This window comes from Galactobacter sp. (genome assembly GCF_022712295.1).
Taxonomy (GTDB): Bacteria; Actinomycetota; Actinomycetes; order Actinomycetales; family Micrococcaceae; genus Galactobacter.
On record NZ_JALAGT010000191.1, the window covers coordinates 1 to 9,716 of the forward strand.

Here is a 9,716-nt window from a genome sequence, read left to right on the forward strand (position 1 = left end):
AGGAGTTGTTGATCACGGCGATCTACACCGGGAAGTTCTAGAAGACGCAGGTGCCCAGTTCCTGAATGGACATCTGGAACCAGCCGTCGCCGTCGATACCCCACACCGTGATCTCCGGGCAGGCCACCTTGGCGCCCATGGCTGCGGGAACGCAGAAGCCCATGGTTCCCAGGCCGGCGGAGTTCAGCCAGTGCCGCGGTTCCTCGTAGCGGATGAACTGTGAGGCCCACATCTGATGCTGACCCACACCTGCGGCGTAGATGGCATCCGGGCCGGAGAGTTCACCGATGCGCTGGATGACGTGCTGCGGGGTGAGCGCGCCGTCCGTAGCGGGGGTGTAACCGAGCGGATAGGTCTCCCGCAGGCGGTTCAACGTTGCCCACCACGCGGTCAAGTCGGGGAAAAGCCCCTCGTCGCGGCGCTTGGTGAACTCGGCGGTCAGTTCCGGGATGATGACATCAAGGGTGCCGACGATCGGGACGTCAGCGACGCGGTTCTTGGAGATCTCGGCGGGATCGATGTCCACGTGGATCACCTTGGCATCAGGCGCGAAGGAGGCCAGCACACCGGTGACGCGGTCGTCGAAACGTGCGCCGAGGGTGATGAGCAGATCCGCCTGCTGCAGCGCGGCCACCGCGGACACCGAACCGTGCATACCGGGCATGCCCACGTGCTGGGCATGGGAGTCGGGGAACACGCCCCGAGCCGTGAGCGTGGTAACCAGGGGGGCGCCGGTGAGCTCCGCGAACTCCTTGAGCTCCGCCGCGGCATCGGCCTTGACGAGGCCGCCGCCCGCGTAGATCACGGGACGCTTGGATGAGGCAAAGAGCTTCGCGGCCTCACGCACCTGCTTGGCGTGGCCCTTCATCACCGGGCGATAGCCGGGCAGATCCAGTTCCGGCGGCCACGCGAAGTCGAATTCGGCCTGCTGCGCGTCCTTGGTGATATCCACCAGGACCGGACCTTGACGGCCACTCTCGGCGAGGTAGAAGGCGTTGGCCATGGCCTCGGGAATGTCCTCAGGGCGGGTCACCAGACGCGAGTGCTTGGTGATGGGCATCGTGATGCCCACGATGTCAGCTTCCTGGAAGGCATCCGTACCGATCAGGCCGGAACCGACCTGGCCGGTGATGGCAACCATGGGAATGGAGTCCATGTTGGCATCCGCGAGTGCGGTGACGAGGTTCGTGGCGCCCGGCCCGGACGTCGCGATGGCCACGCCCGTCTTACCGGTGGCCAGGGCATAACCCTCGGCTGCGTGTCCCGCACCCTGCTCGTGGCGCACCAGGATGTGACGGATCTTCTCCGTCTCCAGCAGCGGGTCATAGGTGGGAAGGATGGTGCCGCCCGGAAGGCCGAAGACGTCAGTGACACCCAATTCCTCAAGGCAACGAACAATTGCCTGCGCACCCGTCATGCGCGTGGGCTCGACCACTCGATTGGGACCAGGGACGAGCGAGCGTACGGCCTGCCCGTCCGCTGCATTACCGGCCGGTTCCCCTGCGGCGGAGATCTGCTTCTCCGCCGGATCCGGTGATGCCTTGGACACGGCGCGGGCCACGGTCTGCGGTGTGGCGTGTGGGGCCTGTGTCATCGGTATCCACCTTCCTTCACGTGCGTGCTTCCATGAACGCGTACGGCCCCTTTCACGGAAGGGCCGCAGCAGCGGCCCCGTGACCGTACGTTCCTATTCAATCCGGCCGCACACCAGAGATCAAACGACTGACCCGATTGTCTCACTATTTGGACCACGGTCCACGTTGTGGACGCTGGACAGGGATGTCAACGGGCGTTCGGTACCTCCTCCGGAGTCATCCTTCTGCTGCTGGCGGCGCTCCATCTGCGTGTCGCTGTCCGGCAGAAACGAACGAGTGCCTCACGTCGCGGAACCTGTCAGATCCTGGACGCAAGGCACTCGGATTCGTCCGGTTGGAGGTCACTCCTGGTTCCGGCCGTAGGGATCCTGCCCGGGCTGCGGCCGACCGTACGGGTTCTGCTGTTGACCATACGGATGCTCAGGCTGCTGAGCGGTCGGCGTCTGCCCATACGGGTTCTGCTGTTGACCGTACGGATTCTCCGGTTGAGCGGGTTGCCCCCAAGTCTGCTGAGCGGGCTGGTCCCACGCCTGTTGTTTCCCGGTGGACTCCTGATTCGCCGCGGCTGCACTTGCGGCCAGGTCGTTCACCTTGCGAGGGGGTACGGCGACGAGCAGTGCAACGATCACGATGAGGATCGCGAGAATGCCGAGGATGATGGCGCCGAAGCCGAGCTTGATGTCGATCAGGCGCCAAACCGAACTGTCAGAGACGATGTCGTCAATCTCTTCACGGATGTCGTCGGCGTCGTAGTCTCCGAAGTAGTCGGAGTAACGGTGGAAGAGTGAAGGCAGTGCGTCTTCGAAATGGCTGCGGATCGCACCAGAGAAATCGAGCTTGTTGCCCGATGCTGCACCGAAGCCGGCAATAAGTCCGAGGATGCCGGCGGCCAAGCCCGCCACGGCGGCACCGATGCGGGCCCAGAGCCTTCGAGTGGCGAACGCCAGAGCTGCCAACACGATCGTGATGACCAACAGGATCACCAGATAGATCCCGATGTGTCCTTGAGAGTTGCCGTAGAAACTGGCGCTTCCATCCGGAATCTTGAACGGCTCATCGGTGCTCTCGTTGCGGTAAATGATCCGAGCTGACGGGAAGAACATGGCACCGACGGCCAGCAGGCTGAGACCGGCCAGAACCAGAGGCAACCAGCCCAGCAGTTTGGCCGGGCCTGTTTCCTTGTTCTGAGTGTCTACCGCGCTCCGGAATCCGCGCGCCGCGCCTGCTGCAATCTGCTTGGTCCCCTCACCGAACTGCTGAGCCGCGGACCGGTCGGTGGGCTGGGCGGCCGAGGCCGACCCCGGCTGCTGCCACGCGTTTTGGTTCGGATGCGAGTCCTGCTCCGACCTGCGAGTGTCGTGTTGCCAAGCCGAAGCGGCCGAGGGCGACGAGGCTGCCGCCGAGCTTGCCTCCGCCGCCGAACTCACCACGGGCCTGAACACCGTGGTCTCGTCCGATTCCGAGGTATTTTCGTAGGACGCCGCCGAGGGCGACGACGCAGCGGCTGGACCGGCGTCGGCTGCTGAACCCGCCACGGGCCTGAACACCGTGGTCTCATCTGAGTCCCGGCCATCCAGGACAGAAGACGCGGCGTCGGCTGCGGCAACGGGGTACGCCGCTTGGTTCTGCTTGATCCACTCGGTCAGACCGGGATAGCAGTTGGGGTGGCCGAGGATGCCGTCCCAAAGATCTGGCCGGAACTGGGCCAGATGAGCCAGTGATGCTGCGTCGATGGACGGATCGGAGATCCGGTTCGCATCGAAATGTGCTGGGTCCACGGGCTGGTTCATGTGCTTACCTCGCTTGAACGGCAACGTTGTGATGACTAAATCCAAGCTCCAGCGTAACCAATACCCACCGTTGCAAGCCTGCACGGACGTCGCAACGCGACTTCTTCACACCCCCACACGTTCAGGCTATCCGTGACGTCGGCCATCCCAGCTCAGACCTTCCGCCTCTGCCTCCACACCTTGCCCAGGCTTTCCGTCACGACCCCCTGAAGAAGCTAGGGGGTAGCGACGGAAAGCCTCAGGAAAAAGCACGACGCATCACCGATGGCAGCGCTCAATGGTGGACCGACGGAAAGCCTCAGAAGAATGCACGGGTAGCTGTAAGACGACCGCCCCGGCTCACGATTCGTGAGACGGGGCGGCGTGGTGGCCCGGTATGCGGCCGACGGAGGTTGCTTACGGCTGCTGACCGTAGGGCGGCTGACCGGAGCCGTCATCCTGGCCGGCCACAGGGCCACCGTAGGGGTTCTGGCCGGAGCCGTTTTGAGGGCCACCGGCAGCGGGACCGTTGTTTTGGGCACCGTACGGGTTCTGGCCACCGTACGAGTTCTGGGCACCGTACGGGTTCTGGCTGGCGTCAGGACCCGGGCCGGCAGCAGGACCGTTGTCGGGACCGGCCGAGGAACCCGCGGCACCGGAATTACCAGCCGAAGCACCGGAGACCTTGTTCGGCGGCACGATGATCGCGATGGCCGCAAGGATCACGATGATGGAGAGGATACCGAGCAGCACCGCGCCAACACCGGGACTAACGCCGAATCCGCCCAATCCACCGAACGACGAGTTCAGGTCGTTGAGCTGGCTGGATACGCCGAAACCGTCGATGAACCCGAAGATCGCGGCGACGATACCGATCACTCCAGCGGTAATACGCGCCCACAGTAGGCCTGGCTTGATGAAGACAAGGACGCCACCGGCGGCCGCCAGGAGGAACATGATCAACAGGATTGGACCGTCGCCACCGCTCCAATACCCAATGCTTTGCTTTCCTCCGTAGCTGCCGAGGTTGACGCGCGCCGCGGGCAGGAACGTGCTGATCACACACAACACCGCGGAGACCGCAAGGACTGCCGGGATCCATCCCAAGATCGCGCCGAGGCCCGTCGCCTTCTGCTGCGCACCGAGTGCGCCCTGGAACGCCTGCTGCGCTCCCCCGAACATCTGCTTGGCTCCCTCGGTGAACTGCTGGCTGCCGCTCTGCCCGGGCTGGGCCTGCGAACCGGCGGCGTCCGGAGCACCCTGCGGTGCACCCCACGGGGACTGCTGCTGAGGGGCGCCGTATCCAGGCTGCTGGGCCGAAGCAGCCGAGCCCGACTGCTGGAAGCCCGACTGCTGGAAGCCCGACTGTTGGGCTCGCGGCTGCTGGACACCCGGCTGTTGGGCGGAAGCCGCGGATCCCGGAGCTGCTTGCTGCCGCGGTTCAACCGGCTGGGCGGAATCAGTGGCGGGAGCTGCGGGGGCAGCAGGGGCCTGCTGCTCAATCCACTCCTTCAACGCCGGATAGCAGTTGGGATGGTTGGCGATGCTCTGGCGCAGGTCTGGCCGCGACTGCGCCAGCTTCGCCAAGGTCGCCTGGTCGAAGTTCGGATCCGCCAGTGCGGCCGGATCGAAACTCGCCGGGTCAAAGGGCTGATTCATGATCTACCTCTCGCTACGTCCTCATAGGTGAGTGATGTGTCCAGAAGACAGACTACAAATATTGCAGGGTTCTTCCACATATTTCATGAATTCCGGGTGGCGAAATATTGACTCTCTGGCTCGGGCCGTTCGTCACGACGTCCAGTATCACCACGCACAACGGGCCCAACCCCGTAGAAAGGGGTGGGCCCGTTGTCAGCGATCCGGAGATCCGAGAGGCCGGAAAGGCAGTCAGTCTCCCGCTCGGTCAGCGCACCAACCAGACGCGGATGATGATCAAACCCTTCTCGTCGTCGAACCCGCCGTCCACGGCTGAGCCCACGAACTGGTGCTGCGCCATCCAGGCGTAGCGAGGATCATCGGTGCGAAATACGGGGGCGCAGCGGAAGTAGTACTCGGACTCATCCACCGACTCCCCCGCCTCCAACCGCGCGTCGACTGAGGCCGGAGCCAACCAGTACCCACGGTTGACGACGTCTACGACCGCTCCGTCCTGGGTACGGATCAGGTAACGTGCCTCCACCTGGCAGGACTCACCACGGGTCGTGGACCAGTCGCCGCCACCTGGGATGATCTCTCCCGACATCAGCGGCCCGGCGACCGGGCCCCCACCACCGGGGTGAACTCCACGTTCTCCAGCTCCGAGGTACCGATGTGGATACTCGGCTCGCAATGGGCCTGGATCTCGAAGGCGAACTGCAGCGAAGGCGCCGGAGGCACCGGAGCCGGGTCCGCGCCGTCGGGCACAGAAGGGACCAACGGCAGCCCCAAGGAATCCACCTCGACACTCATCGGTTGTCCCCCTCAGCGACCTCGCGGCGACCCAGCGTCAGCACGAACGGGGAATCCCCGCCGAAGCGAACGGTCTGGGTGGTCTTGACGGTCTCCACCGCTGCCCACGGGTCCTCGTCAGTACCCGGAAGCGGAACGAACTCGGGGGCATCCGAGGAGGAGACGTGCAGACGCAGGTGGTGCCCGGCGCGCAGCCGGTACCCCAGCGGGTCCATGGGGACGTCCACGCGGGTCTCCTCCGTGGCGTCGTACACACGGCGTTGACCGCGGGAGATCCTGAATGCCTCACCGGACGGTGACACGTCCAGTAGGCGCAGGAACACGTCAGCGACCGGCCCCGAGGAAACGAAGCCGAGCTGTGCAGAGACGTCGCCGATCAGGTCGACATCTGCTTCCACCGCGGGTGCATCGAAGACCAGCACGTCGTCACGGGCACCCAAGGGGGCCTCGTCCGGGTGGGTCATGAGGAACGCGAAGGCATCCTCCACCGGTGAAGGTACCGGGTGATCGGGATCGTGAACCCAGGAGAGCTCGCCTTCGGTGGCCGGGTCACGCTGGATCAGGCCATCAGCGGTCAGGTCCAGCGACACACGCTCGTGCGCCGGAGGCCAGTTCTCGCAGGTCTCGAACGTGCCGGTTCTGGCCAGCTCCCAGGTCACCCGCGGGATGTCCGTGGCCTTGCCGTTGCCGCGCACGTAGACGTCGAAGAACTCCAGAGTGGGCCCGAGCATAGCCGGCATGATGGCCTCCAGCTGCTCGGACGAACGCATGAAGACGTGCTCCGACTCCGGTTCGTCCACGAAGTGGTTCTCGTGGTCGATGGCCTCGATGCGCAGGTGATGCTGCGTGTCCCACGCCGGATTCGACGTGATGGCGCGGACGTCGTCCCAGGACAGAGGCCCGCAGTTGTCCCACCATCCGATGGTGTGCAGCGTCGGAACCGCGGGCGCGTCCCACACCTGCCCCTGCGGGAAACGGTTCAGGGTGACGGGTTTCGGGTACCAGAGGTCGTAGGAGTCGGAACGGACCCCCACCGAGGAGATGAACTCCTCAGCGTCAGCAGCGTACGGGCGAGTCCAGGTGGGCTCCCACTCGAAGGAATCATTGGTGTGGAAATTGGAGAGCGGGTAGAGCAGTGTCACGCCCATCTCCACGCGGGTGTGCTTCTCCCCCGCCGCGCGCCGCACCGGATTCCCGAGGCCGGTCCCGGTCACGCGCGGCGAGATCGCCTTCAGCGCCGGGTGCCCGGACGAGGCTGCCGCCCACTGCGTGTATCCGTAGTAGGAATCGCCCCACATGGCCACACGGCCGTTGGACCATTCCTGCTTGGTGATCCAGTCGATGGTGTCATAGCCATCGTTGACCTCATGGACAAAGAGCAGCGTCTGCCCCTCGGAACGGAACTTGCCGCGCACGTCCTGGGCCACCACGCGGTAACCGGAACGCATGAAATACTCCGCCACCACAGGGATGAACGTGTACTCGCCCGATTTGTCGTACGGCAGCCGGATCAGGATCGTGTCGCCTGGAGTGGTGTCTCCGCCGGGAAGATACACATCGGTGGCCAGGTGCACGCCGTCACGGGTGCGCACGCGGGCCTCGACGGCCAGTTCCGAGACGGGGGCCGGGCCTACGGTCTCAAAGGTGGTCATGGTGTCGGTGGTTCCTTATCTCTGGGTCTCGACTGTGCGGCGGCGCGGGGTCCAGCCCCGGCGCGGCACGGCATCGAGCAGTCGTTTGGTGTAGTCCTCCTGCGGGTCGGAGAGGACTGTTGATGTGGGGCCGGCCTCCACGACGGTTCCGCGGTGCAGCACCAGGACCTCGTCGCACAGGTGGGCCACCATGGGGAGGTCGTGGGAGATGAACAGCAGTGCGACGCCGGTCTCCTCCTGGATCTGACGCAGCAGCGCAACCATCACGTTCTGCGTCGCGACGTCCAGCGCGGAGAGTGCCTCGTCAAGCACCAGCACCTTGGGTTCCGCAGCCAGTGCCCGGGCAATTGCGACGCGCTGACGCTGACCGCCGGAGAGCGGGCCGGGGCCTTCCTCGGCGACCGCGTGGGGTAGCCGGACGGACTCCAACAGTTCGATGATGCGCTGTTGGCGGGACTCTGCGCTCAAGCTGGTGTGCAGCTTCAGGACCTCGTCGAGGCCGGCACCGATGGTCTGGCGCGGATCCAGCGACACATACGGATCCTGGAACACCATCTGCATGACCTTGGACCGAACCCGGCGCTCCGGGCGTTTGGGGGTGACGGTCAGGTCGTAGTCGCGTCCGTCCAAGGTCATGGTGCCGGCATCTCCGCGCTCCAGTCCCATCAGGACGCGCACGTTGGTGGACTTGCCGGAGCCGGATTCGCCGACCAGTGCCACGGAACCGCCCGGCGCCAAGCTCAGCGTGGTGTCCTTGACGGCCACCAGCCGCTCGGTGGAGCCCGCCATGCGGTAGGTCTTGCGCAGTCCCTTGACTTCCAGAACATTGCCCATGGCTCAGGCCTCCTCGTTCTTCTCATGCCCGACGGCGGTGGCCGGGTCGGTCTCGACCTCGGCGTCGGCGCCAGCCGGCGCCGTCTCGGCGGCGCGCTCCTCGGCGATGGCCGCGAGGGTGGCATCGCCACCCTCGACCATCCGCAGCGCGGAGGCGACGGACTCGGGTTCCCCGAGATCGTCGTCGGGCATTTCTCCGGTCTCCTCCACCTGCGTGAAGGCGGAACGGGCGGAGATCAACATCTTGGTGTACTCGTCCTCCGCGTGGTCGTAGACGTCCTCCGAGGCGATCTTCTCCACGATGTGACCCTGGCGCATGACCACCAGTTCGGAGCACACGGCCCCGGCGAGGTCCAGGTCATGGGTCACGAAGACCATCGCCAGGCCGAGCTCGTGGCGGATCTCGTCCAGGATCGCCATGACCTCCTCCTGCGTGGTCACATCCAACGCCGTGGTGATCTCGTCAGCGAAGAGCAGCTTGGGGCCGGTCATCATGGCTGCAGCGATGGTGACGCGCTGCAGCATGCCGCCGGAGAGCTCACCCGGCAGCTGCCCCAGGACAGCGCGGGCGCGGGGAATGCGGACATTCTCCAGCCATTCGACGGCCTTGGCCTCCGCCTTTCTGCGCGACATCCGCTTGCGAAGCCGCAATGCCTCGGTGAGGAAATCACCGATGGTGTGCACGGGGTTCACGTGGGTGCGCGGGTCCTGGAAGACGCTGGCCACCTCGTCTCCCCACCAGTCGGTACGGCGACGCTTGGAGAAGCACAGCACATCCTCGTCCTCGAAGAGGATGCGGCCGGTGGTCTTGGCGTGGCTGGGCAGCAGGCCGAGGACGGAGCGCAACGTGACGGACTTGCCGGAACCGGACTCCCCCACCAGGCCAACGGCCTGACCGGGCATGACCTGCCAGTTCACGTCCTCGACCAGGGTTTTTGGACCGATGGAGACGGACACGTCCTCCAGCTTCAGCAGCGGCTGCGCGGTATTGCTCTGCGGGGCCTGCCGGCCCTGTGCGCTCTGCTGGCCCTGCGCGCTCTGCGGTCCCTGCGCGCTCTGCGGCGTCTTCGGGTTCGTGGCGACGTGGCTCATGACTGTCCCTCGAATCGACGGGCCAGGCGGTCACCCAGCAGGTTGATGGCCACAACGGTCACGAGCACCAGGATCGCTGCTGCGATGGACTGGTAACCGAAGCCGTTGAGCAGGTCATTCTTGCCCTCGGCAACGAGCACGCCCCAGTCGGCCTCCGGAGGCTGCAGGCCCAGGCCCAGGAAGGAGATCGCGGCGAGGTCCAGCAGTGCGTAACCGAAGCCCACGAAGGACTGCACCAGCACGGTCGGCGCGATGTTGGGGATCAAGTGCCTGAACCACAGTGAGAACAGGGGCGCACCCTGCACCTGCAGTGCCGAGATGTA

The 9,716-nt window shown here is 65.3% G+C and carries 9 protein-coding genes; all 9 read right to left on the minus strand.

Annotation, left to right across the window (positions count from 1 at the left end; genetic code table 11):
* Positions 1-37 precede the first annotated feature (37 nt).
* Complete coding sequence (gene ilvB, locus Q0A15_RS13790; RefSeq protein WP_291280100.1) at positions 38-1,594, minus strand: biosynthetic-type acetolactate synthase large subunit; 1,557 nt, start codon at positions 1,592-1,594, stop codon at positions 38-40.
* 342 nt (positions 1,595-1,936) lie between these two features.
* The gene (locus Q0A15_RS13795; protein WP_291280101.1) at positions 1,937-3,385 is read right to left on the minus strand and encodes a hypothetical protein; all 1,449 of its coding nucleotides are present in this window, start codon (positions 3,383-3,385) and stop codon (positions 1,937-1,939) included.
* 396 nt (positions 3,386-3,781) lie between these two features.
* Entirely contained in the window at positions 3,782-5,023 is a 1,242-nt protein-coding gene (locus Q0A15_RS13800) for a hypothetical protein (RefSeq protein ID WP_291280102.1), read from the minus strand.
* A gap of 247 nt (positions 5,024-5,270) precedes the next feature.
* The gene (locus Q0A15_RS13805) at positions 5,271-5,609 is read right to left on the minus strand and encodes a DUF3237 family protein (protein ID WP_291280103.1); all 339 of its coding nucleotides are present in this window, start codon (positions 5,607-5,609) and stop codon (positions 5,271-5,273) included.
* The gene (locus Q0A15_RS13810) at positions 5,609-5,815 is read right to left on the minus strand and encodes a hypothetical protein (protein ID WP_291280104.1); all 207 of its coding nucleotides are present in this window, start codon (positions 5,813-5,815) and stop codon (positions 5,609-5,611) included. Before Q0A15_RS13810 ends, Q0A15_RS13805 begins: the two co-directional genes overlap by 1 nt.
* Complete coding sequence (locus Q0A15_RS13815; protein WP_291280105.1) at positions 5,812-7,467, minus strand: CocE/NonD family hydrolase; 1,656 nt, start codon at positions 7,465-7,467, stop codon at positions 5,812-5,814. Before Q0A15_RS13815 ends, Q0A15_RS13810 begins: the two co-directional genes overlap by 4 nt.
* A 15-nt stretch (positions 7,468-7,482) precedes the next feature.
* Positions 7,483-8,301 carry an ABC transporter ATP-binding protein gene (locus Q0A15_RS13820; RefSeq protein ID WP_291280106.1) on the minus strand — a complete coding sequence of 273 codons (819 nt, stop codon included), beginning with the start codon at positions 8,299-8,301 and terminating at the stop codon, positions 7,483-7,485.
* A 3-nt stretch (positions 8,302-8,304) separates the two neighbouring features.
* A complete protein-coding gene (locus tag Q0A15_RS13825) occupies positions 8,305-9,393 on the minus strand; it encodes an ABC transporter ATP-binding protein (RefSeq protein ID WP_291280107.1) in 1,089 nt (362 codons plus the stop codon).
* Positions 9,390-9,716 (minus strand): ABC transporter permease subunit (locus Q0A15_RS13830; RefSeq protein WP_291280108.1); only part of this gene is annotated, 327 nt, incomplete at its 5' end. The genes Q0A15_RS13825 and Q0A15_RS13830, both read right to left, overlap by 4 nt.